Genomic DNA, 26,871 nt, shown 5'->3' on the forward strand with positions numbered 1-26,871 from the left:
GAGGAATGCGCTTGCACTCCTCTTTTTTATTTTACTCTACTCATAATCGTCTACCACATTATTAATAAAGTCCATCATAGGCTTACCCGTCTTGCAGATATGTTCTAACTGCTCAAACCAGCCATCTCCCTCGAAGAAATCATCGGGAACGGATACCCAGCAGCAGTAATCCTTCATCCGAAGATATTGAAGATGCTCATAATCCTTGGGGAATCCCTTGGGGACAGTCTTTAAGGCAGTGAGTCCAAAGCCTTTCTTACTCACTTTATCATCTGTCCATTCACCCTCGTTAGGTCGTCCGAATAGGTTGACAAAAGCATCATTCTCTACATCTTTAAGCCATTCATCAATATTCGCCATGATTTCATTGCGGCATGAGGTCAGTATGTTTGTCGGCAGCCAATAGCAGCCCACAGCTACCAAACAGTTACCCGGCTGAAGATGTATATAATAACCGCCACGCAATGCTTTCCTGCCATGTGCACAGATATATGCACCCAAATGTCGTTTATACGGACTCTTGTCGGGTGAGAAACGTACATCACGATAAAAACGGTAAGTGCAATCCTTTGCCGTCAGGTGTGAAACCTCTTCGTCAAAGGTTGCCAGACAAGATATAACTTGGTCAACACCTTTCTCGAAGTCGGCCTTCACCGCATCATATTCAGCTTTATGTTCCTGAAACCACTGCCGATTATTGTTTGCTGCAATGTCTTTCAGAAAGCGCATTATCTTCTTTGTATTCATACTATTTTAATTGTTATCTTTTTACTTTTCTTACAGTTTGCTATTCTCCAGCAGCTTGGGACATATATCATCAAAAGGGCAATGCTCGCAATCAGGCTTAGCACTCTTGCAGATATAACGGCCGTGAAGCAATATCCAGTGATGAGCATCCGACACCTCTTCGGTCGGGATATTCTTCATCAGATAATCCTCAACCTTGCGGGGTGTGTTTGCTGTTGACGGAACCAGCCCCAGACGATGACTGACACGGTAGACGTGCGTATCGACGGCCAGTGTCGGTTTGCCGAACCACACAGCTTGTATTACGTTTGCCGTCTTGCGCCCAACCCCCGGCAGCATTACGAGTGCATTGGGATCGGAAGGCACTTCGCCGCCGAACTTCTCTACCAGCATCTTCGACATCTCCACCAGATGCTTCGCCTTCGCATTCGGGTAGGACACGCTCTTCACATATTCGAGCACCTCCTCGACCGTCGCCTTAGCCATCGTCTTTGCATCAGGGTAATGGCGGAACAGTTCCGGGGTAATGGCATTGATACGCTTGTCCGTACACTGTGCGGACAGCAACGTGGCACAAAGCAGCTGGAATGCCGAACCGAACATCAGCTCGGTTGACACGTGTCCGGTGTGCTTGCGGAAATAATTTAAGACATAAGTATATCGTTCTTTCCTTGTCATCTTCTTTTTCCTTTTCCTTTTATATAGTATAGAGTTATGGGCTATGTCTCCCTGTTCAATCAACTTTTTTCCCATCTTTTATCACGACACTGTCTCCCACAACGGCAATGGCCTGCTGGTTGGTGATAATCTTCAAGGGCAGGTGGCTGTTCTTGTAGACGACTCTCCGTGCAGCCTCCTCAAAAGGAAAGCTGTCGAAATGTACGACAGGATAGAAGCTGACGATGCCAAGACCGCCGAAGTCTGTGAAGCCCGGTGTCAGCGCAAGATGGTCATCCATATCCTTGGCATATTCTATGTTGGGAGCAAGAATCATCGCTCCGGCTGATTCCCCAATGTACAGTTTTCCTTTCTCCACCTGCTCTGTGATATATCTGTTGGCACCTGTCCTCCTCAATTCCTGCATGAGGAAAAACGTGTTACCCCCTGAGACGTAGATGCAGTCACAATTTGTCAGGACCTCTTCTATTTCATTCTTACTGCATTGAGTAATTTCCAGCTCCTTGACGATAAGTCCGAGAGCGTCAAGTGCCGCCCTGCCGTCCTCCACGTATTGTGTGTATTCCTCATGGATGCTTGCGGTAGGGATGAATGCTACTACCCGTTGGCGGAATTAATTTAGTGCGTATTTAATTCTTCCGATGGGTTTGTTATTAATAAAGTTGACATATTGTAATATGGTCAGCGCACTAATTTTCCCGATTATTCGGGCAAACAGACCATTTGTTATTTTCGCATAATTCCTGATAACCAAAAATTGATCTGTGAGTTGTGAGAAGAGAGTTTCAATCCTTTTTCTGGCTTTGGCAAAAGGGATTAATTTTGGTTTCCAATTCTTTTGGTTCAGCCTATATGGACATTCCAATCTAATGTGAGCCGTTTGGAAAAGATCGAGTTGAACATCAGCCCCTATATATCCCTTGTCGCCATAGATGTTACAGTCATGATAGACCAGCTTGACATCTTTCATATAATTGAGGTCATGCACGCTGGCCTTTGACAAGTCATAGGAGTGTATCACCCCACTTAACCCACAGAGTGCATTGAGTTTATAGCCAAAGTAATACATATTTTGAGATGCACAGAAGCCGAAATCCGGTGCTTGTGAGAAATCTCCCATTCGCCCCATCTTGCAACGCTTCCCTCTGGCAACCCTGCATACGGCTATCGGCTTGGAATCTACGAAGAATTGAGTTTCCCCACCGTCCATTTGGGCAGCGATTCTCTTTCGTATGTCTTCGCATAATCCTGCGGTATTCTTTCTACGGTCGTTGAATTGCCTGCGAGATATGAGGTTAGGTATTTTGTCTTTGTACTCCTGAAGCTTATAATCAAAAAGCCATTTTTCACTATCAATGCTCTCTGATTCCGCTGTCAAGGACAAGGCAACGACCTCCAAATCTGAAAATTTTGGCATGGGACCACGACGGGGTATATTTCCCTGCTCATTGACAAGGTTGTGAGAGAATTGCTTGCATATCTCAAGGATTTTGACGAATTTTGTGTATAAGTTGCACATACGAGGATTTGTACTTAATGGTTTTGACTTCACTAAGTTACTAAAAATCAACGATATGTGCAACTTTTTGTATATCATTATAGCTACATTTTAATTCCGCCAACGGGTAATGCTACTGTCTTTCCTTTCAACGGAATGGCAACAGACTCGGACAGGACCGAAGCCACATCCGCAAAAGACGAACATAAAAAGATTCTCTTCATTGTCGTATTATGTTTTAGTGCTTCCTTGTCGTTGATGCAGCGGACAGCCTGGACAGGAGTAAAGCACAGTACCATGCACAGGAATAATATTACTTTGTACCGCATACCTTTCGCATTTGATGTTGCAAAGTTACTGAAAACCCACAGATTATTTGGTTCTTTCCGAAACTTAATGTACTTTTGCATTAGAAAATTAAAACAAATCAATTATGACAACTCCAATGATAGGACTGATTGCACTGCTTGTCATCGCATTGGCAGGCTGGGCAATCGCAGAACTGAAAAACAAAAGCGTAACATTCGTTCACTCTGATGCAGAAGCCGAAGGAGAAGAAGAGATGAAAGAAGCTTATGAGGCCAACGGCAACAAAGAGCTGAATCTCAAGGACCTGCTTGCACGCAACAGCACGAAAGGCTACAAGGCTATTTGAAATCAGGCAGTCGCAGAATATACAAGAACGGGAACCGTACAGTCGTATGATTCCCGTTCTTTTTTGTTGTCGCAATACTCCGGGTGAAAAGCGAAGAGTCCCGGATCCGGGAAGACTTCGGGGATAAAATAAAAAAGCGATGACCTTCACAGGTGATCGCTCTTTACTCAATAGGTATTAGCCATTTAAAAGGTAAAAGATTGTTTTCAGGATAACAGTTGCAAATATAGGTCTTTTTCTATATATCTGCAAATATTTTGTTAGGTTTTTTGCATAGTGCAGGAGTGTGTGCGGACACATTCTCAAACGGACAGGACTGTGACATGAAAAGCGTGCTTCCGCCCTTTAGGATTTCTTTTATTCGCAGAATATCGTTAACTTTGCAGCCCTATGGAGAATACCTTTGAAAGTAAGAACTACAGATACAATTGCTACAGAATGATGAAGAAGAAGAGAACTATCATGTTGCTCGGACTGCTCCTGACGGTGCTGACGGCAGTTGCCGGCGGTACCGTCAAGGTGGCTTGTGTGGGAAACAGTGTCACATGGGGCATGACGATATCCGACCGGGAGGAAAACTGTTATCCAGCCCAGTTGCAGCGGATGTTGGGCAGCGGCTACGAGGTAAGGAATTTCGGGCATTCCGGTGCTACACTTCTCCGTCACGGACACCGACCTTATTTGGAGCAGAAAGAATATCAGGAAGCATTGGACTTCAAGGCCGACCTCGTCGTTATCCATCTCGGCCTCAACGATACCGATCCGCGTAACTGGCCGGAACACAGTGAAGAATTCAATGCGGATTACATCCGGCTCATAGACAGCTTCTTCCGGGTCAATCCCAAGGCGAAGATATGGATCTGCCTGATGACCCCCATCTTCGACCGGCATCCACGCTTTGAGAGTAGTACGAGAGACTGGTATGCTGCCATTCAGCGGCACATCAGACAGATTGCATCCACCGGAAAGACTTCGCTGATCGACCTGCATACCCCCCTGTACGGCCGTCCCGACCTCTTTGCCGATGCAATCCACCCGAATGCCGAAGGGGCAGGAATCATAGCCCGTACTGTGTATGGCGCACTGACCGGGAAGCACGGCGGACTTGCGCTTCCTCCGCTCTATACTGACGGCATGGTTTTCCAGCGCAATGAGCCTGTCGTGTTCCGAGGAAGTGCTGATGCGGGGGAAACGGTGAAGGTAGACTTTAACGGACGTGTCCGGTCTGCTGTGACTGATGGGGCTGGGAAGTGGAGTGTCACGTTCCCGGCAGAGACAGCCGGTGGCCCTTACCCGGCCGTGATAAGTAATGGGAGAAAGACGGTTACGATAAGTGAGATATATGTCGGCGAGGTATGGCTCTGCTCGGGACAGTCCAACATGGAACTGCCTGTCTGTGCTGTCCAGAGCGGAGAACGCGACCTGGAGGAGGCTGACAGGCAGAAACGTCTGCACCTGTTCAATATGTCGGCCATTTCTCCGACGGATGCCGTCACGTGGTCTGCCGCGACCTGCGATTCCGTCAACCGCCATCAGTTCCTTCATGTCGGGCCGTGGCGCAGCTGCTCCCGTGCGTCATTGTCTGGATTCTCTGCCGTGGCTTATCATTTCGGCAGGATGCTGGCAGACAGCCTGCAGGTTCCTGTAGGCATCATCTGCAATGCCGTCGGCGGTACTACCACAGAGGCGTGGATTGACCGGCAGACACTGGAGTGGCAGTTTCCTGCCATCCTGCACGACTGGTATCACGGTGATTACGGCATGAAGTGGGCACGTGAACGGGCCTTGCTGAATATCGGTGCCAGCCGGAACCGGCTGCAGCGTCATCCATACACACCGGCTTATATGTTCGAGACGGCCCTTCTCCCCCTGGAAGGGTATGGCATCAGGGGTGTTGTATGGTATCAGGGCGAATCGAATGCACACAACATGGAACTGCACGAGCGGCTCTTCCCCCTGTTGCTGAAAAGCTGGCGCAGCTTTTTCCATCATCCTGACCTTCCCTTTCTCTTCGCCCAGCTCTCCAGCCTGAACCGCCCCTCATGGCCTCGCTTCCGTGACTCCCAGTGCAGGATGGCATCCGCCTTGCACAATACATGGATGGCCGTGACGAGCGACCTCGGCGACTCCCTGGAAGTGCATTACCGGAACAAGAAACCGGTCGGAGAACGTCTTGCCATGCAGGCTTTGCATCATTGCTACGGGTACGACCTCGTATCCGAAGGCCCTGTCTGCCTCTCTGTCTCCGAGAAGGGCAATGGTCTCTGCCTGAAGTTCTCCCATGCACGGTCATTGTCTGTACGCTCGCCGTCGGGAAGTGACAGCCGTCTGCTGGGGTTTGAAGTGGCTGGTGCTGACGGCATCTACTATCCCGCCGATGCTCGTATTCTGCAGCCTGACACCGTTACCGTCTTCTCGCCGTCTGTCGCCCATCCGCTTTCCGTCCGTTACGGATGGCAGCCTTTCACCCGTGCCAATCTCGTGAACGAGGCCGGACTGCCCTGCAGTACATTTCAGCAGCAGGCCGATGGACTCTCTGACTGATACGTATGCTTATGTTTCCAACCGTTTGGGAAAGGATGTCCCAGTGCCTGGGAACAGCATTCCCGACCGGTCGGGAATGCTGTTCCCAAACGGTCGGGAATATTGGATTCTGCGGTCTAATGGCTTTGGTCGACGGCTTTTCGTTTTATTTTTAAACCTGATTGACGGTCCTGAGAACTTATCTTTAATTGCTGTTGACAGTATCTCGCAGAACAATGAAAGAAAAGGTTTCGGGTATATGCTGTAAGTAAATTATCCTCTGTAGTTGTAATATCAATAGGGTGGGGAGATTCCACCCTGTTTCTTTGACCTGAAAGATGAGAATTAAAAGCCTGATAATGACAACAATGACATTACTGACGGGGCTGGGCGCACATGCCTGTGGAGCCGACAGTCTGATCATCATGCATGGATTCCCTGCCGACGAGGCGGGTATCGGACAGGGTGTTTCGGCCTGCTTTGCCGGCCGGATCGATGACAGTATCGTGATGGCAGGCGGATGCAACTTTCCTGTAAACACGCTGGAACCAGACAATAGGAAGAAGTATTACAAGGGGATATATGCAGCCAGGAGCGGACAGGCCGATCAGCTGCATTGGAAACAGATCGGGCTCTTGCCGGAACCTTTGGCCTATGGGGTGTCGGTGGTCTGCGATAACAGCATGATCATCGTGGGAGGCATGAACGGTGAAGGAAGCCGGAAGGCCGCCTACCGCATCAGGATCGCTGATGGAAAAGCACAAGTCTCTCTCCTTCCGCCGCTGCCCTGTACGGCCGACAATATGGCTGGTGCCATGGTGGGGAGACATCTCTATGTCGCAGGAGGAATGATGGACGGTAAGGCTTCCTGCCGCGTCCTGTGCCTCGATATTGACCTTCCTGATGACGGATGGAAAGACATAAAGCCTTTCCCGGGAATCATGCGTGTGCAGCCTGTAGCCGGGAGTATGGGTGGAAAACGCTTCTGTCTCTTTGGCGGTTTCGCACCGGCAGGCTGCGGTGAAGAAGCCCGGCTGGCGATGGACGGCTGTGCGTATGATGAGACGACGGGTGAATGGGTGTTGCTGGACGGACCAGAAGACGACAAGGGCAATCCGCTTTTCGTAGGCGGTGGTGCCTCCGTCAATCTGGGAGAAGACAGTCTGCTGGTAATGGGCGGCGTCAACAAGGAGGTGTTTCTCGCAGCCGTCAATCATCCACAGCCGGACTATCTGACGCATCCTGTCGAGTGGTATCACTTTAATCCCTACACCTTATTATATAGCAAAGAGGGCTGGAGGGTTATCGGCAAAAGTGCTGCAACAGCCCGTGCGGGAGCTGCACTGGTGTTGACAAAACAAGGGTTGTATGTGATAGGCGGCGAACTGAAACCAAGGGTGAGAAGCAGCAGCGTCGTGAAATGCACCGTCTACTGATACCGTTTCTACTGCCCGTCACCGTTTACGCTCTACTCTTTCAGAGAAGTCGGGAGGAGTCTTCTTTCATCGACAATCAATATCTATTATGAAGAAATATTATCCCTGGGTACTTGTTGCCCTCCTTTGGTTTGTGGCACTTCTCAACTATATGGACCGGCAGATGCTGTCGACTATGCAGGAAGCCATGAAGGCAGACATTGCCGAATTGAACCACGCAGAAGCCTTTGGCGCACTGATGGCCGTCTTTCTTTGGATCTACGGAATCGTAAGTCCCTTCGCCGGCATCGTCGCCGACCGCATCAACCGCAAGTGGCTTGTCGTGGGCAGTATCTTCGTGTGGTCTGCCGTGACTTTTCTCATGGGGTATGCCCGCAGCTTCGAGCAGCTCTACTGGCTTCGTGCCTTTATGGGTATCAGCGAAGCACTTTATATCCCGTCTGCCCTGTCACTCATTGCCGACTGGCACGAGGGGAAGTCACGCTCGCTGGCGATTGGCATCCACATGACCGGGCTCTACATCGGTCAGGCTGTCGGCGGTTTCGGTGCGACACTCGCTGCCCTGCTTTCCTGGCATGCCGCCTTCCAATGGTTCGGAATCGTCGGCATAGGCTATTCCCTCGTGCTGATTCTGCTTCTAAAAGAAAATCCCAGACACGGACAGCAGAAGAGCCAGCCGGACGGAACCGGGCAGGGCCGGAATCCCTTCCGGGGGCTTTCTGTGGTATTCTCGACATGGGCTTTCTGGGTGATACTCTTTTACTTTGCCGTACCAAGTCTGCCAGGCTGGGCGACGAAGAACTGGCTTCCGACGCTTTTTGCCGGCAGCCTGCACATCCCGATGTCAAGTGCCGGGCCGCTGTCTACCATTACCATTGCCGTTTCATCGTTCATCGGCGTCATTGTGGGAGGTCTCGTTTCCGACCGCTGGGTGCAGCGTAATCTCCGCGGACGAATCTATACCAGTGCCATCGGACTTGGTCTTACCGTACCGTCACTGTTGTTCCTGGGTTTCGGGCACAGTCTTGTTTCCGTGGTGGGTGCCGGCCTGTGTTTCGGGATGGGATATGGCATCTTTGATGCCAATAATATGCCGATTCTCTGCCAGTTCATCTCTTCAAAATACAGAAGTACGGCATACGGCATCATGAACATGACAGGGGTGTTTGCCGGTGCCGCTGTCACGCAGGTGTTAGGGAAATGGACTGATGGGGGAAATCTGGGGCTTGGCTTTGCCATCTTAGGTGGAGTGGTCGTCCTGGCATTGGTTCTTCAGCTATCCTGTCTGAAGCCGACAACGGATAATGTGGAATGAGAAAGACAGTTCAGCACGTCTCCTCTTTCAGGTAAACCCTGGGGGAGCTGCTTGGCAAAACATATTAAACTTATGGAAAAAATAATCGGATTGATCGACGCACCGTTCACGCCGTTCCATGCGAATGGCGATGTCAATCTTGAGCCTGTAGAGGCTTATGCAGCAATGCTGAAGAAGAACGGATTGAAAGGAGTTTTCATCAACGGATCGTCTGGTGAGGGTTATATGCTCACCACTGAAGAACGTATGCAGCTGGCCGAACGGTGGATACAGGCTGCACCGGAAGGTTTCAAGGTCATTGTGCATGTAGGCAGCTGCTGTCTGCGTGAGAGCGTACGGCTGGCCGTGCATGCAGCGGAGATAGGAGCCTGGGGAATCGGTGCCATGGCACCTCCTTTCCCCAGAATCGGCAGGATTGAAGAGCTGGTGAAATACTGTGAAACCATAGCCGCTGCAGCTCCGTCGCTACCCTTCTATTACTATCATATCCCTGCATTCAACGGTGCTTTCCTTCCGATGCTCGACCTGCTGAAAGCTGTTGATGGACGTATTCCGAACTTCGCAGGCATCAAGTACACCTTTGAGAGTCTCTACGAGTACAACCAATGCCGCCTTTACAAGAACGGGAAGTACGATATGCTGCACGGTCAGGATGAGACGATTCTGCCAAGTCTGGCACAGGGTGGTGCCCGGGGCGGCATCGGCGGTACGACCAATTACAACGGCCGGGAACTGACAGGCATCCTGGAAGCATGGGACAGGGGCGACCTTGAGACTGCACGTGAAAAGCAGAACTTCTCACAGGAGGTCATCAATGTCATCTGTCACTTTCGGGGAAATATCGTCGGCGGAAAACGCATCATGAAACTCCTGGGATTCGATCTGGGACCTAATCGTGTGCCGTTCCAGAACATGACGGACGACGAGGAGAAACGCATGAAGAAAGAGCTGGAAGCGATAGGGTTCTTTGAACGCTGCAACAGATTCTGATTCGGTTCCCGAAAAGAGTATGACGTAACCGTACCACAGGAATTTGGGCTGGTACGTTTTTGATTCCGAAAAGAAATCCGACGGTAGGGTATTTGCTTCTTGATTGACGGTACATACTTTTAGGGGGGCTGTATCAAAAGCACTTCACGCTTTTGATACAGCCCCCTAAAGGTACCGAAAAGGAAACTATCCGTCTGAGATTGCAGGCCAGTCAGACCGTAACAGTTATTTCACCGGCAATGGACTGGCTCATTTTCCTCCGGATATAATCCGCATCGTCAGACTTAGCCTGCAGGTGCATCAGTTTCGTTACGGCCGCCTCAACCGTACTGTCATAACCGCTGATGACGCCGGCATCCTTCAGCTGATAGCCCGTGTCGTAACGGTTCATCTCTACCTGTCCGCTGATACACTGGCTGATATTCACCACGACAACATTGCGTTCGGATGCCTTGCGGAGCAGATTCATAAGCCAGGGCTGCTGAGGGGCATTGCCGCTCCCATAGGAGCGCATCACAATACTCCGCAGTTCCGGCGCATCAAGCACATGGCGGATTAGGTGCTCCTCAATTCCGGGGAAGAGCGAAAAGATAATCACGTTGTTGTCCAGCTCAAGATGGGGGGTCATCGGCTGGGTGAGGTCGGGTTTCAGAATACGGTGCTCGTCGAAAGTGAAATTGACACCGGCTTCGCACAGATGGGGATAATTGAAAGAGTCAAAGGCATTGAACTCGTCCGCATTCTGTTTCGTCGAGCGGTTGCCCCTGAGCAGATGGCCGCTGAAATAGATACATACCTCGGGGACCATCGGCGTGCCGTCCTTGTGGTGTGCCGAAGCCAGTTCGATGCTCGTCATCAGATTCTCTTTCCCGTCTGTACGAAGCTGTCCGATAGGAAGCTGGGAGCCTGTCAGGATGATGGGTTTCGTAAGGTTGCCAAACATGAACGACAAGGCAGAGGCCGTGTACGACATCGTGTCTGTACCATGTAGAATAACAAAGCCGTCATAGTCGTCATAACGGTCCGAGACAATCCTTACCAGCTGCTTCCAGCGCAGAGGAGTCATGTCGGAAGAGTCGATAGGAGGGTCGAACTGATAGGTGTCAACCTCCGTCGGAATTAATTTGAACTCTGGAACGTTGTCAACAAGATGACTGAAATCTAAAGGCTCCAAAGCGCCAGTACGCCGGTTGTGTCCCATTCCGATGGTGCCGCCAGTGTAAATGAGCAATACTTTGTTGGTTCTGTTCATTGTGCATTAGTTTGTTGATTCTTCATAAATAATAACAGGCGATAGCAAAGGATATTCGCTCCTGTTTTGCCGGGCGCAGCTTATTTTCTGCAAAGGTAGCAAAAACATCTAACACTATCATTAGATTACGGGAATTAATTTTCAAGGAAACGCCAACCATGCCAATAAACATCTGGAATCTATCAACAGCCTATGCCTGGTTCGTTCCGTTTTCTGACAGGTCAGTAAAACACTTTGATAGATTTCACATTTTAGATGGACTGACTCCGTTTCCCTCTTGGCAGGTCATGGAAGTTTATACGACTGAAAGAGAAAACAATAGATTCCGCAGGAAGGTAAACTGGCACAAAGAACTGTCGCTCTGTGCAGTTTGGGGAGGTCGATGTAGAATTTTCAGAGTATGCCTTCTGCTTGTTTCTTCAATATCAAATATTTCTTTCTTGTTTTTCGCATTTTATTTTGGACTCACCCTTTCTGATAACTGGGTGTAACCATACAACACAGCACTCTTGTCAAGGCCTTCACCGATCAATCTAATTTTGCTGTCATTCCTGTCATATCCTGCATCTCTATAATATGTTGAATATCAATAATATACTTTAAATGTTAAAAATGACAGCAAAAGGTTTTAAAACTCATTGCAGTTTATAAGCATATTCTGAAAGTCCAGCATTAGTATGCCTGTACTATAACGGTCTCATACCGTTGTCTGGTAAAGATGTTGTTCTAAAGTTGTTCTGATGTTATTCTAAAGTTGTTCTGATGTTATTCTAAAGTTGTTCTGATGTTATTCTAATGTTATTCTGATATTGTTCTGATTTTCCTCATTCTATTTTCCCATTACGAAATATCTTCTTTTTTCTTTTCCATTCTGCATACTATTTCGTAACTTTGTACGCAATTATAAATCATCAATTATATTGTGTTGGTAACTTTAGAATCGTATTAGACTTACATCGTTACATGAATGAGCTAAAGATTTCATTATCAGTCCAATGTGTCTGTGTGGACCTTATACTGATTCTGTGTTTGTTGGTCATGTACCTTTCTTCCGAGATGGATTATGAATACTGCGGACAGCCCGTAAATATCTGTCCTGTCCCGAAGCGGTAGCCTCCTCCTCCCTCGTCCCCTTGCTTGGCATTCCCTTGTCAGGGAGAGGGTGTTGTCTGGCTACTGGTATTCAGACCTTATTCCATTTTTCCCTTATCTTTTTTCATTGGCTTTCGGCAAGAGCTGAAACATAGACAAATCAAGTTTTATGAGAAAACTCATGATTCGGAATGTTGGTCCAATCCCCATGCATTATCTACTGGCTCCCAATATCTTTCGCGGATATTGAACTGAAGCGCATAAATGTAGTTATCGGCCCGCAGTCCCAAGGGAAAATACGCTGTTGAAGATTGCTTGCTTTTGTGTATGGGAGAAGCGCATAGAGCTCGGATAGTCTACAGAATATTTTTTGACCGAAAGCGGATTTAACAATCATTTATGGGCCTTTCACAAACTGGAGGAATACATACGTCCGGACTCTTTCATATCTTACGAAAGTGACTATATGATGTTCTCCTACCAGCGCGCATCCAAGAAGTTTTCATTCGCATGGAAGAAAGGGAGATGGGATTACAGGAGGTCGAAGATAAGCTATATTCCATCAGAGCGTAACATGGTGGCGGCTATTCCAAACTGGTTTGAGGTGACACTTCCGCAGAACAACATCCGCAACTTCATGGCTGACTGGGAATTTGCACGCAGAAACTCGAAGGCCTCGTCAGATATACTGAACCTTGGCATAACTTATCACTATGACTCATTGTCCAGACAGGATTTGATACAGATAGCAGCAGATACGTCTTTGAACTTCACCAACACTTCCAGTGGCTTGCAGTCGTTGGTCCCTATGTTTGTTGTTCTTAGTTATATTTATTCCTCAGTCTATAAGGATGAAAAAGGTATGAGACTTTCTGATTCGGCAGAGAATGAGAGTCTGTTGCGACTTATTTACCAGGAACTGTTTGTGAAGAAAAATCGTACTGATGGGAACGTACAGACTTTTCGTGGTATAGGTGATATAAAACTTCGTTTTGATGATGATAAAGCTGCAGATGAATGCGAAGCGATTTATAAGAGATACGTCAAGACCGATCATTGCGACATCTTTTTGGAAGAACCAGAGAACAATCTTTTCCCTCCGACACAGAAGGATGTTGCCAAATGGCTCATAGAGAGTACTCTTAGAGAGCATGAGAATACACTGTCAATTACCACCCACAGTCCCTATATGTTGGGGGCTTTCCTGGAGGATAATATTGAATTGGGACTTTTCTATTGTCTGAAAAGAGATGAGGGTGTTATCATCCATACTGCTACGGAAGAAGAGTTACAGACCATTTACAGTGACGGTATAGATGCTTTCTTCAACTTAGAAAACCTGTCAGAGCTGAATTGACCCGGTATTATGAAAGGAAGACATTCTAACATCATACCGGAGTGCTATGTAGATACTGTACTTGTACAGGTCATTTCCGGTTTGAAAGGCATCAATCATCAGTCTACTTGTTCGCAGGTGGCATCGACTGTGGAAAAGAAATTCAATGGGATTATGAGTACTTACAGGCAAGACTAAAAAGACAAAAAGAGTTGGATGGTGTCTTTAGAATATGCCTATATTTTTATTGGGAGGTATAACAAATACTATAGAGAACAGAATTATGCATCAGATGTCTGAGAACAACAGACGTATTGCCAAAAACACATTGATGTTATACTTTCGTATGATACTGATGATGCTGATAGGGCTTTACACTTCAAGAGTTGTTTTACAAACCTTAGGTGTAGTGGATTATGGGGTCAATAATGTGGTCGGTGGTGTTGTTACTATGCTTAGTTTTCTTACGGGTTCTTTGGGTGGGGCCACTTCACGCTATATTACATTTGGACTTGGAAAAGGAAATCTTGAGAAGCTTGAGTTCACGTTTGGAAATATTCTTACAATTCACTATATACTGGCATTTGTTGTACTTTTATTTGGAGAAACTATTGGACTTTGGTTTTTTAACACCCAACTTCAAATACCGGAAGCAAGACAGACTGCAGCATTTTGGGTATACCAGTTTTCTATTATGTCTTCAATAATGGCAGTATTGAGTGTACCATACAATGCTGCGGTAGTGGCACATGAAAAGATGTCCGCATTTGCTTATATGTCATTATTGGATGGTACACTAAAGCTTCTGATAGTTTTTCTTTTGATAGTTCTTCCTTATGACAAGCTCATTATTTATGCTGGATTGTTCTTGGGAGTACAAACTTTAGATAGAATAATTTATTATGTGTATTGTAGGAGAAGATTTGAGGAGACCCGGGCAATGTGCCGCTATGATAAAAAAATGTTCAAAGAGATATTTGCATATGCTGGTTGGACTATGAATGGTGCTTTGGCTGACATGGGATATACACAAGGTTTAAATATTCTTTTGAATATGTTTTTTGGTCCTGCAGTTAATGCAGCACGTGGAATAGCTGTTCATGTTCAAGGTATCAGTCAGCAATTCTGCACGAATTTTCAGATGGCGTTAAATCCACAGATAACCAAGAGCTACGCTCAAGGTAACTTAGACTATATGCACCAACTTTTGATTAGAAGTTCCAAGTTTTCCTTCTTTATCATGTTGTTCATTGCTCTACCTTTAATGCTGGAAGCTAAATATGTCCTACAGGTTTGGTTGGGTATCGTACCTGGCAACACTGTTACTTTTGTGCGTCTGACGCTGATAATCAGTTTGCTTTTTACCCTTCGCAACCCTATTATTGTTTCAGTCCATGCTACAGGGAATTTAAGGAGGTTTCAACTTGTTGAAGGTACAATGCTCTTGAGTATCGTCCCCATTGCATATTTGCTTTTAAAGTTTCTTGGTGTCAGTCCTTGGTGGGTTTTTTGTGTCCATATTACTGTCGAAGTCATGACGCAGTTGGCAAGATTGTTTATTGTATTACCAATGATAGGTATGCGTTTCAAGGAATATTTGCAATTAGTGCTTAAGCCTGTGCTAATAGTTTCCTTTATAACACCGATAATACCGATTTATATGACTTATAGAGACAACAACTCTTTTTTTTCATTCATACTGACTTGTAGCGTATGTGTAGCGTGTTGTACGTTAACCATGTTTTATCTTGGATGTAACAATGGAGAAAAAATGTTTATAAAAAGCAAGGTTGGTCATATAGTACAGAGACTGAAAAGATGACTCCTAAAGTCGTCGTATTGATGTTACTGTTTTATAACACGGGAAATATCTTGAAAGTATTAATATAAATTGTCTGTTTATAAAGCATCCAGACGATTCACCACAAGTGTAATAATCATCATAAAATTTCTATACATTGGGAAATCTTACAGCATGAATATTTGTTTTTATACAGCATTTGAGATTTCTCCTATTCAGGGAGGTACAGAGCGAATCACCTATACTATTGCAAAAAATCTCAAAGACATTTATGGCTGGAAATGTTATAGTGTGTTTTCTGCCAAATCTCGTACAGGGAAAGTCTCTGATATTTTTGATGGTTCTGTGTTGATTGCTAATCCGAGCAGAGACAAGAACCAATTAAAAAGTATACTGTTGCAATGGGAAATTAACGTTTTTATCAATCAAGGTGCTTTTTATTTGTCAAAGATGCTTGCTGAGATTTTACAGTCTGTAGGAAGCAAATATGTCTTCTGTCATCACTTTGAACCTGGTTGGGAAGTTAATTTCCTTTCTTTTCTTTCGTCCATCACAAAATGGAGAGAGAATAAAAGTTTGAATAATTTTGTTAAGATATGGTTGTATCCATATTATAAGTTTAGGAATAGGAGAATACTTCCCAAGCAATATGAACAGACTTATCAAGTAGCAGATAAGGTGGTTTTGCTCTCGAGGAGATTTATACCACAATTTGTAAAATATGGAAGTATTAAAGATAATCAAAATTTTATCGTGATACATAATAGTCTTTCCTTTGAATCTTTTTATAATGTGACAAAATTAAATGAAAAGGAGAAGATGGTCTTAATAGTATCACGTATGGATGAAACTCAAAAAAGGATTTCTTATGCACTTAAAATATGGAGAGAGGTAGAAAAAAGTGGTGACTTTCCTGATTGGTCCCTTCACATAGTTGGTACAGGGAATGATTTGGACAAGTATATACACTATGTTAATTACAAGCACTTGAAACATGTTTTCTTTGAGGGTTCACATCCCTCTGAAAGCTTCTACAAAAGAGCATCTTTATTTATGATGACCAGCCAAAGTGAAGGGTGGGGACTCACGTTGACGGAAGCACAGCAAAATGGATGTGTTCCTTTGGCTTTTGACACTTATGCTTCACTTCATGAGATTATTACAGATGGCTATAATGGTTACATTATCCCTAAAGACGATTTGAAAGGATATGTAGAACGGTTGAAGGAAATTATGAGAGATGATAGTTTGAGAAAGCAATTAGCATTGACTGCCATTAATAGTTCCCACCGCTTTGAGCAGAATAGGATTATTAAGCAATGGTACAATTTATTGCAGAATGTCTTTGACAAAAGATAATGTTCCTTTTCTCTATTGTATCTTTATTTACAAATTGTTGTTTTGAGTAGTATCTATTTGTTAATAATCTATCTTTATCAGGCTAAGCTGTAGCTACATAAAGATATTCGAAATATAATCATTTTCTATACAAAATGTTATTTTCATAGCAGAATTAATTTTACTCGATATTGTGGGTTCTAATTTATAAGAAATGAAGAATTATTGTGCTGTTATACGAACATTAGGTAGGGGAGGAGAGAAATATCAGCAGTTGTTAAATTCTCTAGTAAGTCAATCCATACCACCACATAAGATTTTGGTTTATATAGCAGATGGATACCCTCTTCCAAAAGAAACTGTTGGGTATGAAACTTATATTCGTTGTCCTAAAGGGAGGGTGGCACAACGTTCTTTATCTTTTAAAGAAGTTGATAGTGATTATATTCTCTTTTGTGATGATGATATAAAATTAGAAGAAAGTGCAGTGGAGAAGCTGTTTGCAGAAATGCAAATTACTGGGACTGATTGTATTAGTCCCAATACTTTCCCTAATCATAAGATGAGTTTACAGGACAAAGTTAAAACTTGTTTTTATGGTGTTTATCCAAGGTTTCCTGATGGGTATGCTTTTAGAATAAATCAGTATACAGGAAAATATTCTTATAACAATTCTCCTATAGGGGGAGTTCTTCCCTCAGACAGTGCTGCTGGTCCATGCGCCCTACTTCGTAAATCGACTTATAAGGCTATCCATTTTGATGACGAAAGATGGTTGGATAGTTTTTCTTACGCACTGTGGGACGATCAACTTTTTTATTATAAAATGACATTAATGGGATTTAAGGTAGCTGTTTCATTTGATATTGACATTAAACATTTGGATGGAAAAACAGCAAAGCATGGTGACACTTTGAAAGAGGCAGATTTAAATGTTCGTATTTTAGATTTTATGATTTGGTATCGTATGTGTTTCAACCTGCAGAAGAACTCTCCTATAAAGAAAGCTTTATGCGCTTGTGCTTGGACAGGTAAAACATTCATTACTTTCTTATATTTGGTTTTACGTGGATTTAAGCAGAGGAAATGGTTTTACCCATGCAATGTCATAGTTGGCATATGGTATGGAATACGGCTTGTTAATACTTCTAAATTTAAAAGAATACCACTCTTTGATGCATACTTAAAATGATTCCGAAGATTATACATTATTGTTGGCTCAGCGATGATCCCGTCCCTTCTGATTTACAGAAGTATATGCGGACGTGGAAAGAGAAACTCCCTGATTATGAATTTATGAAATGGGACTTTAACCGTTTTGACAAACAATCTTCCAAATGGGTTGCACAGGCTTTTGATAACAAGAAATATGCTTTTGCTGCCGATTATATCCGGTTATACGCTCTGTATAACTATGGTGGAATTTATCTGGATATGGATGTTGAGGTGTTGAAAAGTTATAATCCTTTTTTATGTCTAAATACGATGTTAGGATGGCAAAATGGTAATGACGGTTTTGAAGTTGCTGCATTTGGTGTGGAGCAGGGAACGTGCTGGGTGGCTAAGGCCTTAGCATATTATAAGGATAGGGATTTTGTTAGACCTGATGGATCCTTTGATACGACAACTCTTCCTAAGATAATAGAGGCTCAATTTAAATATCAGAATCTAAGTTTAATGGATGTGAAGTCGGTAGAGGAGGCTTTACGGGCGGAGGAGAACGGTTTTATACCTATTTTTCCTTCATATGTATTTAGTCCTAAAGAATTCTATGATAATAAAGTTAATTGTACAAAGGAAACGGTTTCTATTCATCAATTTGCAGCATCATGGATGCCGATGTCTTACAGGATAAAACGTAGAATAGAACATCTTATGGGGGATAAACTAATAACTTGTTATCGTCTCATAAAACAGTATATTAAAAGATGAATTTATCAATTGAATATTTTCTTTTACTTTTACTTGGTTTTTTAGCATGTGTATTCTCTAAGAATAGGATACTATGTTGTATGTTTATTACAAGCATTGTGGTCTTGGCTGTTTTTCGAGATGTAAATGTTGGAACAGACACGTTAGGATATGAAGATGATTTCAATTTAATACATGAAATTGATACTGCAAAAAAAATTATATATCATTCTTTTGAGTTAGGCTTTTTGTGGCTTATTGTTTTCTATAAATCAATATTTGGTAATCATTATTTGTCTTTTGTTTCCTTAATTTGGATTCTTTTTTTTCTATCAATATATAAATTTGCCAAAGATAACCATGTTAATAAGTCTCTCTTTTTCTTTCTATTTGTGCTTTATGGATATTTCTTTTATTCTATGAATGCCATAAGACAAACGATGGCGATTGCATTTATTTATTTGATGGTCCCCCTATTACATAAAAAAAAATATATAAAATTTGGTGTTGCTGTAATTATTATTTCATATCTATTTCATAGAAGTGAATTACTTGCCTTGTCATTCATACCAATCCATTATTTCACTAAGAAATATAAAAATAGTAGAAAAAAATATATATTATTTTTTGTTGTTGTTTCTTTGATTACTTCTTTTTTTTGCGGAACTTTGTTGTCATCTTTAGCACTCAAACTAATTGATCTAATTCCGAATGTATCTATATACGAAAATTATGTGGTTGGAACCATGGATAAAGGTTTTTTTATGGTCTTGTTATATAATATTTTTGCCATATATATATATTATTCTAAGCCGTCAAAGAAATATTCTTTCGAGTGGAATATTTTTTTATTCTCAATTATTATCTATAATGTTGTAACGGCTTTCTCCGTTTATGCGTTTAGATTATATTATGTATGTAATTTCATGCAAATTCTTTTGTTGGCTCAAATGGTTTCAGATAAGGAGACGAGGCATTACAGGCTTTTTGTTTTTGTTGTGTTTATACTTGGTTTAGTATTATTCGTTTGGCGGTATGGCGTCAATAATATAGAAGGAGTTAACCCCTATCAATTTAGAACATTATTATGAAGATTTCAATTTGTGTACCAATATATGGTGTGGAGAAGTATATTAGAAGATGTGCGATAAGTCTATTTGAACAAACCTATGATAATATAGAGTATGTATTTGTTAATGATTGCTCACCTGATAATAGTATATATGTGCTTACAGAGACTCTTAAAAATTATCCCTATCGCCAAGAACAGGTGAAAATTGTTGAACAACAAAAAAATAGAGGACTGGCTTGTGCGAGGAATAAGGCTTTAGAGTCTTCTACGGGTGATTTTGTGCTACACGTTGATTCTGACGACTATCTTGAAAAGAACACTGTTGAGGTTCTATGTAGAATCTTGCATAACAATGATGTTGATATATTGTCGTATGGCCTTTTTATTGAACATCGTAATTATACTAAAGTCATAAAGAAACCGGAAGGTCTAGATAAGAAACGGATAATTATTGGGTTGCTTGATGGAAGTTTTTTTCACTCCATCTGTGGAAATTTGATCCGAAGAAGTTTATATACTGATAATGCAGTTAAAGCTATTGAAGGATTGAATATGGCAGAGGACTATCAGGTTATTCCTCGGCTAGCATATTGGGCTAATAAAATAGCTGTCGTTAATATACCTCTTTACCATTATGACTATACGAATGAAAAATCATACATGCATGTCTTTTCTGTGAAGAGTGCAGAGCAGGCATGGCAAGTTAGTGATTTTCTACATAGCTGGTTTAAAGACAAAGATTATATTTTCCAAAGGGCGATTAGCCATGCAGACTTGGAGAGGATTATAAATAACATTATGGCTTCTGCTGTATGCAAGAATTACGGTTATTTTCTTAGAAGTAGAAAAAGACTTGAGCAATTTCCGAGACAACAATATAAGGATGTTGTTTTTTTTAGGCGTATAATTCTTTATTTCTCTTCATTAACATTCATACGTTATTACGTTTCATTTTCGCGTATGCTAAAACATTTTATTCTTTTTTTTAGCAGTTTGTAGAATTGCTTATTATAATATATAATCTTTATCACGATATATGATAGGAAGATACAACAGTTTTGATGGCTTACGGGCAATAGGTGCTTTCGGTATCGCCATGATGCATTATATGGCAAATATGAGGAAGGCTGACATTGTTTTTTTAGAAGAGAGTAGCATTCTGTATAAGGATGTGATACCTTTCTTTACAATGTTCGTTTTCCTTTTCTTTCTTTTGAGTGCGTTCTCTATGTGTTGTGGATACTACCATAACTTTGCATCGGGTGAAGAAGGGACTTCATTTGATGTCGAACGTTTTTTTAATAAACGTTACAAGCGTATCTTTCCTTTCTTTGCCCTGCTTGTCATTATAGATATGTTGATGAATCCTTCTATAGAGGAACTCGTCCAAGGTTTTTCCGATTTAACATTAGCATTCAATTTTCTTCCCAATCCAGATATTCATGTTATCGGTGTAGGTTGGTTTATTGGAGTTATTTTTGTCTTTTATATGCTGTTTCCTTGGTTTGTCTATCTTTTGAAAAGCAAAAGGAGGGTATGGTTTGCATGGGGAGTAGCATTGCTTATGCACCTTTTGGTCGTCAAATATTATCTGACAGAACAGTTTGTGCTTCCCGTCTGAGATCGCTAATAGCCGGCATAATATTGTGTTTAGTTTTCCTTTCTTTATTACTGGCGGTCTGCTATATGTATACAGGAAGGAACTTGGCAATAAAAGATATAAGTTTGTATACCTGACGTTGGGTGCTATCTGTACAATACTGCAAATTATAATTAAACCAACGATCTTTGGAGAAAATATCATATTTCTGTTATTGACTTTTACATTTTGGGTTCTTTATGCCATGACAGGTGGTATCTGTTGGAAAAACCGAAGATTTTTAGACAATAGGATCATGAGGTTTTTCAGTTCTTTATCTATGGAAATATATCTATGCCACATGATGATGTTTAGAGTACTGGAGCAATTGCATCTGGACAAGTTGGTTGGCGACTCCATCGTACTTTATTGGGCTTATTTTATATTAGGAATCACGATGACTGTTTTGTTCAGCTATTTTGTTAAGAAGGTGCTATTTCCATTCGCTGGCAATCGTATTCCTATTTTGGCTTTCCTGAAATAACTTTATTCAATGAACCGTATTATTACTTTGTATAAAAGATTTGGAGGAGTTAATCTTTTTAGAGAGTATATGCAGACAGGATTCCTCTTTAAGGCTCCTTTTCTTCTTCTTTATACCGGCTTTTCCAATAAGGGATTGGAGCTTTTCAGGGAGGCTGCATCCTTTACGACTTACAAGTATCTACGTAGAAAATACAAGAAAATCCTTGTTTCCAATGAACAATCCATGCAGTCAAATTTACAATGTATTAGGAAAGTTTGGATCTTCTGGTGGCAGGGAATGGATTGTGCTCCTTATTTGGTGCAGAAGTGTTATCAGTCTATATGTAACCAGCTTTATGATTGGGAGATTATAGTTATCAGCCGAGATAACTATAAGGACTTTGTTTCCTTTCCCCAGTTCATCTTGGACAAGTTAGAAGCGGGGAAAATTACGCTTACACATTTCTCCGATCTTCTCCGTGTAGAGTTACTTATCCGATATGGCGGGTTATGGCTGGATGCCACAGTTTTGTGTACAGATAGAAATATTCCCAAGGTTATTCTTGAGTCAGATCTTTTTGTCTATCAGACCCAGAAACCTGGGGCAAACGGGCATGCTACGGTAATGTCCAGTTGGTGTATTTGGGCAAAGCCACAGAACCGAATTCTTTGCACTACACGTAGCCTGCTTTATGAGTATTGGCAGAAGCATGACAGGCTTCTGGACTATTTCCTTCTTCATCATTTCTTTACGCTTGCATGCGAGTATCATGCAGATGAAGCAGATAGAATACCACCTTATACGAACGAAACTCCTCATCTACTCCTTTTGCATTTCTTCAATACATATCAAGAAAGGTTGTGGGAAGACTGGAGACGACAGTCATGTTTCCATAAACTCAGCTATAAACTGCCACAGGCAGATACAATAAGGAAAGGAACATTCTATGATAAGATCATAAATGATGGAAATGGAAATCCATTATAATACACGTTTAAATATGAAGAAAGTCATTACATACGGCACATATGATCTGCTGCATCAGGGCCATATCAACTTGTTAAAGCGTGCAAAATCTTTAGGCGATTATCTGATTGTCGGGGTGACAAATGATAATTTCGATAGGGAACGAGGTAAGCTCAATGTTAAAAGTAATGTTCTTGAGCGAGTCGAGGCTGTACGGAAAACAGGTCTGGCAGATAAAATAATCATTGAAGACTATGTCGGACAAAAAATAGACGACATACAGAAATACAACGTAGATATCTTTACTGTTGGTTCTGATTGGAAGGGACATTTCGACTATTTGAAGGAGTTTTGTGATGTTGTTTATTTACCTCGAACAGAAGGTATATCCTCTACAATGTTGCGCAAGGAACAGGAGGACAATATCAAGATTGGAATTGTTGGCTGTGGTCGGATAGCACGTAAATTTCCCAAGGAGGCTGAATATGTAAGTCAGGTAGATGTAACTTGTGTTTATGATATCGATTACAAAAAGGCAGAGAGGCTGGCTACTGATGATAATCTTAAAAATATTTGCGAATCATTCGAACAACTTGTGGATAGTGTTGATGCAGTTTACATAGCCACGCCTCATCTCTTGCACTATCAACAGGTAAAGTATGCGATAGGACAACATAAACACGTCCTTTGTGAGACCCCCTTGGTGTTGCAGGGAAAGCAAGCCAGAGAACTCTATCAGCTGGCAGAGGCCAATGGGGTCATACTTATGGAAGCTAATAAAACTGCTCATTGTCCTGCCTTTAACCATCTTATAACTATGATAAAGTCAGGTCTGATAGGAGAGGTGGTTGATATAGATGCTTCTGAATCGAAAGTCTGGGGGGATTCTTCTCTTCGTGAACTGGATTTCAGACAGGCTGGTGGTTCTTTCTATGAAATGGGGTCCTATCCTTTACTTCCGATTGTGCGGTTATTGGGGACGAATTACGAAAACTTAAACCTGTATTCCCGGATGAGGAATAGTGTGGATGTTTATACTAAGGGAGTAATGAAATTCAAGAATGCTGTGGCTTCTTTCAAATTAGGTTTAGGTGTAAAGACCGAAGGTAATTTGGTAATATCCGGGACAAAAGGTTACGCTTATGTGCCTGCTCCTTGGTGGAAAACAGATTATTACGAACTACGCTATGAAGATCAGAATCAGAATAAAAAATTCTTTTATAAGTGGGATGGTGATGGTCTGCGTTATGAGATACAGGAATTTATTTCTTGTATAGTCAATCACCGTTTCAGTACGGCAAGACTTAGAAGAAAGGAGAGCATAGCTATGGCTGAAATTATGGAGAGTTTCACAAATAGAATAAACTTTAAGGAAATATGATGAAAAAAATATTGATTGTGGGAGGAGCGAACGGAATAGGTTTGTCTATGGCCAAGATCCTTTCAGAAAGAGCTGAGACAGAAAGGGTATATATAGTTGATAAAAAGACCGTTCCCAGTGGACTTCTTTCTTCCAAAGTGGAATACCATCAATTTGATTTGACGAACGAGGACTACGGAATCTTTGATGGTTTCAATAGTATTGATGGACTTATTATTACTGCTGGGTTTGGCAGACTCTCGCTTTTCGAAAATATTGATGAGAAGATAATTCCAACATACTTCAAAGTAAATACTATTTCTGTTATTCGTATCATCAAGCACTTTTATCATAAGTTGAATTCGAAGGAAGATTTTTATTGTGGAGTCATGGTGAGCATAGCTGGCTTTATGTCTTCTCCTTTCTTCTCACTTTACGGTGCTACAAAGGCAGCTCTCAAAATCTTTATAGAAAGTGTCAATGTGGAACTTGAAAAGGGAGGAAGTTTGAATCGCATACTAAATATAAGTCCCGGTTCCATCAAGGGAACAAGTTTTAATCAAGGTGAAACGGATTTGGCTGCTATCGCACCACTTGCCAATGAGATTCTTTCACATATAGAAGCCAAAGATGACCTTTTCATTCTGCAATATGATGAAATTTTCCATGAAGTATTAGAACGTTATCATAGCGACTTCCGGAGAGAAGGACTTCATAGCTATGATTATAAGGTGGCTTCAAATAGAGTTAAGTAGAATGACAAACATAGAAAAGCTTCACAGGGCAGATATGGCCATTTTAAAAGAAGTCATCAAGATCTGCGATGAGCATGGCCTCAAATACTATGCTCTTGGTGGCACTATGCTTGGTGCCATCAGGCACAAAGGTTTTATCCCATGGGATGATGATATTGATCTCGGCATGCCGAGGGAAGATTATGAGTTTTTTTTAAAGATAGCTCCATCTGCACTTAGCAAGACGTTAAAATTAATTAACTACAAAACGGATAAAGACTACCATTATTATATCACGAGAATACAAGATGTGGAAACGAAGGTGATGGAGAACAGATATGAATCCGAGGGAAAGTATACACACGTTTCCATTGATATTTTCCCTCTGGATGGTTCGCCTGATAATAGTCTGCTTAGAAAACTCTACTTTCTCAGGCTGATGATTCATAGGGCTATGATGGCATTGCATTACAAGAATGGCATAGACAAGGAACGGAAAAGAGGCATTGTCGAAAAGATTTTCCTACGAGTGATAACTTTACTCCCAACAGACAAGATGTTTAATGCCTATCGGCAAAAAGAAAAGATTGATAAAATCTTGAAGAAATACGATATGTGGACATCTGTTGTTTCTGGCAACATCATGGGAGCATATAGGACGGTGGAGATGATTCCGACAGCTTGGTATGGAAAGGAAGCCTTTTATCAATTTGAAGATATAAAGATACGGGGTATAAAAGAGTATGATAAGTATCTGCATCACCTTTATGGAGATTATATGCAACTTCCTTCCGTAAATGCGCGGAAAATACATTTTCGCATAGTGGAAATTCATGGACAAAAGATAGAAGAAAGTTAACTCATTTATTATCAGAACTATGAAGATTGCATTTATTAGTACACGTGGTATCCCCAATAACTATGGAGGTTTTGAACAATTTGCTGAATATATTTCTGTAGGACTGGCAGAACGTGGTCATGATATAACGGTCTATTCACCACATTATCATTCTTATCAAAAGAATGAATATAATGGTGTTCATATCAAACATATTTATTCGCCGGAGAAATGGATGGGCGGATCAGTCGGGAGTTTCTTTTATGATTATGCGTGCATCAAAGATGCACTGTACAATGAGGATTTCGATATTATCTATGAAGCTGGATATACAAGCATTATCCCTGCATACATTCGATTTAATGTCAAGAATATCAAACGACCTTTGTTTACGACAAATATGGATGGGCTGGAGTTCAAACGATCGAAATTCAATAAATGGGTGCAGAAGTTCATTCATTGGGAAGAGCGTAAGGCGGTAGAACATAGTCATTATCTCATTTCTGATAATATGGGTATCCATGATTATTATAAAGAAATGTATGGAAAGGAGAGTAAGTTTCTTGCCTATGGTGCCAATATATACGACAACTATGATGTCCGACATTTGGAAAGTCTGAATTTGTTGCCCAATAATTATTATCTACTTGTTGCCAGAATGGAACCAGAGAACAATGTTCTGTTGGCAATAGAAGGGTACAAAAAATCTAAAGAGTATGGTCGGAAACCTTTGATCATTGTGGGTAAGACAACCACGAAGCATGGGAAACAATTAGTAAAAATTTATGGTAATGACAAGAACATCAGATTTGTAGGTGGTATCTATGATTTTGATAAGCTGAACAGCATCCGCCACCTTTCTTTTGCCTATTTTCATGGACATAGTGTTGGAGGTACCAATCCTTCCCTCTTGGAAGCAATGGCATCAGGTTGCTTTATCCTTGCACATGCCAACATCTTCAACAAGACTGTATTGGGTGATAATGCTGAATATTATGATTCGACTGACAGTGTGATGCATTTGCTTAATGATATAGATTCGATAGTTCAGAAAAAGAAAGATAAATTTATTGTAGCTAATGTTGACGTCATCCGGACAGAATACTCTTGGAAGCATTTGGTAGATCAACACGAAGATTATTTCAGATGGATGCTTGAAGACGCAAAAAATAAATTTTATTTTGTGGATGCTTCAGATGGAAACAGGTAAAAGCAAGATGACAC

At 42.1% G+C, this 26,871-nt stretch carries 24 protein-coding genes and 2 pseudogenes; 20 read left to right on the top strand and 6 right to left on the bottom strand.

The window, feature by feature from the left end; all coding sequences use genetic code 11:
- Window positions 1-36 precede the first annotated feature (36 nt).
- The 5 genes and pseudogenes from DYH27_RS10975 to DYH27_RS13615 form a co-directional block, all read right to left on the bottom strand.
- Complete coding sequence (locus DYH27_RS10975) at window positions 37-747, bottom strand: DUF2461 domain-containing protein (RefSeq protein ID WP_025067923.1); 711 nt, start codon at window positions 745-747, stop codon at window positions 37-39.
- 30 nt (window positions 748-777) lie between these two features.
- Window positions 778-1,425: an endonuclease III gene (gene nth, locus DYH27_RS10980; protein WP_013672185.1), complete on the bottom strand. Its 648-nt coding sequence runs from the start codon at window positions 1,423-1,425 to the stop codon at window positions 778-780.
- 55 nt (window positions 1,426-1,480) lie between these two features.
- A pseudogene (locus DYH27_RS10985) lies at window positions 1,481-2,029 on the bottom strand (Type 1 glutamine amidotransferase-like domain-containing protein); the annotation flags it as partial.
- A 9-nt stretch (window positions 2,030-2,038) separates the two neighbouring features.
- Window positions 2,039-3,019 (bottom strand): IS982 family transposase, encoded by a 981-nt coding sequence (locus DYH27_RS10990; RefSeq protein WP_036876464.1) that lies wholly within the window; start codon window positions 3,017-3,019, stop codon window positions 2,039-2,041.
- A 17-nt stretch (window positions 3,020-3,036) separates the two neighbouring features.
- Window positions 3,037-3,252 (bottom strand): annotated as a pseudogene (locus DYH27_RS13615) (Type 1 glutamine amidotransferase-like domain-containing protein); the annotation flags it as partial.
- 104 nt (window positions 3,253-3,356) lie between these two features.
- Here DYH27_RS13615 and DYH27_RS11000 point away from each other — a divergent pair.
- From DYH27_RS11000 to DYH27_RS11025, 5 genes are all read left to right on the top strand, one after another.
- Window positions 3,357-3,578: a hypothetical protein gene (locus tag DYH27_RS11000; RefSeq protein ID WP_004354311.1), complete on the top strand. Its 222-nt coding sequence runs from the start codon at window positions 3,357-3,359 to the stop codon at window positions 3,576-3,578.
- Window positions 3,579-4,016: 438 nt separating this feature from the next.
- Window positions 4,017-6,122 (top strand): GDSL-type esterase/lipase family protein, encoded by a 2,106-nt coding sequence (locus DYH27_RS11005; protein WP_025068225.1) that lies wholly within the window; start codon window positions 4,017-4,019, stop codon window positions 6,120-6,122.
- 338 nt (window positions 6,123-6,460) lie between these two features.
- On the top strand, window positions 6,461-7,537 hold the full coding sequence (locus DYH27_RS11015; RefSeq protein WP_025068226.1) for a cyclically-permuted mutarotase family protein: 1,077 nt from the start codon (window positions 6,461-6,463) through the stop codon (window positions 7,535-7,537).
- Between the two features lie 88 nt (window positions 7,538-7,625).
- The gene (locus tag DYH27_RS11020) at window positions 7,626-8,852 is read left to right on the top strand and encodes an MFS transporter (RefSeq protein ID WP_029216633.1); all 1,227 of its coding nucleotides are present in this window, start codon (window positions 7,626-7,628) and stop codon (window positions 8,850-8,852) included.
- Window positions 8,853-8,924: 72 nt separating this feature from the next.
- Complete coding sequence (locus tag DYH27_RS11025) at window positions 8,925-9,842, top strand: dihydrodipicolinate synthase family protein (RefSeq protein WP_004354298.1); 918 nt, start codon at window positions 8,925-8,927, stop codon at window positions 9,840-9,842.
- A gap of 211 nt (window positions 9,843-10,053) precedes the next feature.
- Here the strand turns inward: DYH27_RS11025 and DYH27_RS11030 are convergent, their stop codons facing one another.
- Window positions 10,054-11,094 (bottom strand): asparaginase, encoded by a 1,041-nt coding sequence (locus DYH27_RS11030; RefSeq protein ID WP_025068227.1) that lies wholly within the window; start codon window positions 11,092-11,094, stop codon window positions 10,054-10,056.
- Between the two features lie 1,558 nt (window positions 11,095-12,652).
- Between DYH27_RS11030 and DYH27_RS11035 the strand changes: the two genes are divergently transcribed.
- The 15 genes from DYH27_RS11035 to DYH27_RS11095 all read left to right on the top strand — a co-directional run bounded on the left by DYH27_RS11035 (window position 12,653) and on the right by DYH27_RS11095 (window position 26,857).
- Entirely contained in the window at window positions 12,653-13,543 is an 891-nt protein-coding gene (locus tag DYH27_RS11035) for an ATP-binding protein (protein ID WP_100070028.1), read from the top strand.
- Window positions 13,544-13,552: 9 nt separating this feature from the next.
- Window positions 13,553-13,720, top strand: coding sequence for a hypothetical protein (locus DYH27_RS13440; protein ID WP_004354285.1), 168 nt, complete (start codon window positions 13,553-13,555; stop codon window positions 13,718-13,720).
- 34 nt (window positions 13,721-13,754) lie between these two features.
- Complete coding sequence (locus DYH27_RS11040) at window positions 13,755-15,344, top strand: MATE family efflux transporter (RefSeq protein ID WP_244595177.1); 1,590 nt, start codon at window positions 13,755-13,757, stop codon at window positions 15,342-15,344.
- 153 nt (window positions 15,345-15,497) lie between these two features.
- The gene (locus DYH27_RS11045) at window positions 15,498-16,682 is read left to right on the top strand and encodes a glycosyltransferase (RefSeq protein ID WP_025068229.1); all 1,185 of its coding nucleotides are present in this window, start codon (window positions 15,498-15,500) and stop codon (window positions 16,680-16,682) included.
- 193 nt (window positions 16,683-16,875) lie between these two features.
- Window positions 16,876-17,853: a glycosyltransferase gene (locus tag DYH27_RS11050; RefSeq protein ID WP_025068230.1), complete on the top strand. Its 978-nt coding sequence runs from the start codon at window positions 16,876-16,878 to the stop codon at window positions 17,851-17,853.
- Window positions 17,850-18,593, top strand: a complete 744-nt coding sequence (locus tag DYH27_RS11055) for a glycosyltransferase family 32 protein (RefSeq protein ID WP_004352495.1) — start codon at window positions 17,850-17,852, stop codon at window positions 18,591-18,593. Before DYH27_RS11050 ends, DYH27_RS11055 begins: the two co-directional genes overlap by 4 nt.
- The gene (locus tag DYH27_RS11060; protein ID WP_081640802.1) at window positions 18,590-19,663 is read left to right on the top strand and encodes an EpsG family protein; all 1,074 of its coding nucleotides are present in this window, start codon (window positions 18,590-18,592) and stop codon (window positions 19,661-19,663) included. Before DYH27_RS11055 ends, DYH27_RS11060 begins: the two co-directional genes overlap by 4 nt.
- A complete protein-coding gene (locus DYH27_RS11065) occupies window positions 19,660-20,643 on the top strand; it encodes a glycosyltransferase family 2 protein (protein WP_025068233.1) in 984 nt (327 codons plus the stop codon). Before DYH27_RS11060 ends, DYH27_RS11065 begins: the two co-directional genes overlap by 4 nt.
- A gap of 37 nt (window positions 20,644-20,680) precedes the next feature.
- On the top strand, window positions 20,681-21,265 hold the full coding sequence (locus DYH27_RS13685; protein ID WP_262510592.1) for an acyltransferase: 585 nt from the start codon (window positions 20,681-20,683) through the stop codon (window positions 21,263-21,265).
- 25 nt (window positions 21,266-21,290) lie between these two features.
- Window positions 21,291-21,767, top strand: a complete 477-nt coding sequence (locus DYH27_RS13690) for an acyltransferase family protein (protein WP_262510593.1) — start codon at window positions 21,291-21,293, stop codon at window positions 21,765-21,767.
- Window positions 21,768-21,776: 9 nt separating this feature from the next.
- The gene (locus DYH27_RS11075; RefSeq protein ID WP_025068234.1) at window positions 21,777-22,736 is read left to right on the top strand and encodes a capsular polysaccharide synthesis protein; all 960 of its coding nucleotides are present in this window, start codon (window positions 21,777-21,779) and stop codon (window positions 22,734-22,736) included.
- Window positions 22,737-22,749: 13 nt separating this feature from the next.
- Window positions 22,750-24,096, top strand: coding sequence for a Gfo/Idh/MocA family oxidoreductase (locus tag DYH27_RS11080; protein WP_025068235.1), 1,347 nt, complete (start codon window positions 22,750-22,752; stop codon window positions 24,094-24,096).
- Window positions 24,093-24,830: an SDR family NAD(P)-dependent oxidoreductase gene (locus tag DYH27_RS11085; protein ID WP_004354490.1), complete on the top strand. Its 738-nt coding sequence runs from the start codon at window positions 24,093-24,095 to the stop codon at window positions 24,828-24,830. Before DYH27_RS11080 ends, DYH27_RS11085 begins: the two co-directional genes overlap by 4 nt.
- Before the next feature lies 1 nt (window position 24,831).
- On the top strand, window positions 24,832-25,668 hold the full coding sequence (locus tag DYH27_RS11090) for a LicD family protein (protein WP_029216631.1): 837 nt from the start codon (window positions 24,832-24,834) through the stop codon (window positions 25,666-25,668).
- Window positions 25,669-25,687: 19 nt separating this feature from the next.
- Window positions 25,688-26,857: a DUF1972 domain-containing protein gene (locus tag DYH27_RS11095; protein WP_004354496.1), complete on the top strand. Its 1,170-nt coding sequence runs from the start codon at window positions 25,688-25,690 to the stop codon at window positions 26,855-26,857.
- Window positions 26,858-26,871: the final 14 nt, after the last annotated feature.

Origin of the sequence: Prevotella denticola, from assembly GCF_900454835.1 — a bacterium.
In the GTDB taxonomy this organism is placed as follows: Bacteria; Bacteroidota; Bacteroidia; order Bacteroidales; family Bacteroidaceae; genus Prevotella; species Prevotella denticola.